This window comes from Mesorhizobium sp. M5C.F.Ca.ET.164.01.1.1 (genome assembly GCF_004792125.1).
Taxonomy (GTDB): Bacteria; Pseudomonadota; Alphaproteobacteria; order Rhizobiales; family Rhizobiaceae; genus Mesorhizobium; species Mesorhizobium wenxiniae.
This window is the reverse complement of record NZ_SRTG01000489.1, coordinates 1-300: the sequence shown is the minus strand read 5'-3', so window position 1 is coordinate 300 and position 300 is coordinate 1. Positions and strand designations below refer to the sequence as shown.

1 protein-coding gene is annotated in these 300 nt (G+C 62.0%); it reads left to right on the top strand.

Translation table 11 applies throughout. The annotated features are described in order from the left end of the window. Positions 1-236, top strand: a 236-nt coding sequence (locus tag EN807_RS34410; protein ID WP_189522706.1) for a nuclear transport factor 2 family protein, incomplete at its 5' end; no start/stop codon positions are given. Between the last annotated feature and the right edge of the window lie 64 nt (positions 237-300).

Sequence of the window (300 nt, the reverse complement as noted above, 5' to 3'; positions counted from 1 at the left end):
GCCTCCATCTGCGCACCAACCAGCACGTCATGCTCGAGGCCAATGCCGCGACTGTCCATTCCAACGGCTATGCCTGGAACCGGATGGAAGGCAATGGCGACCCGCTCTGGGAAGTCTGGGGCACCTACGAACACCACCTGGCCCGCACGCAAGCCGGCTGGAAAGTGGATGGGTTCACGTTCTGCATGACGCATGAGCGCGGCAACCCGTGGGTCAAGGCCACTCCCGGCCGCTGAAAGGCGGCGTCAATCTGGATCGGAACAACACCATGACCATGAGCTACTACACGCTCGGCAACAG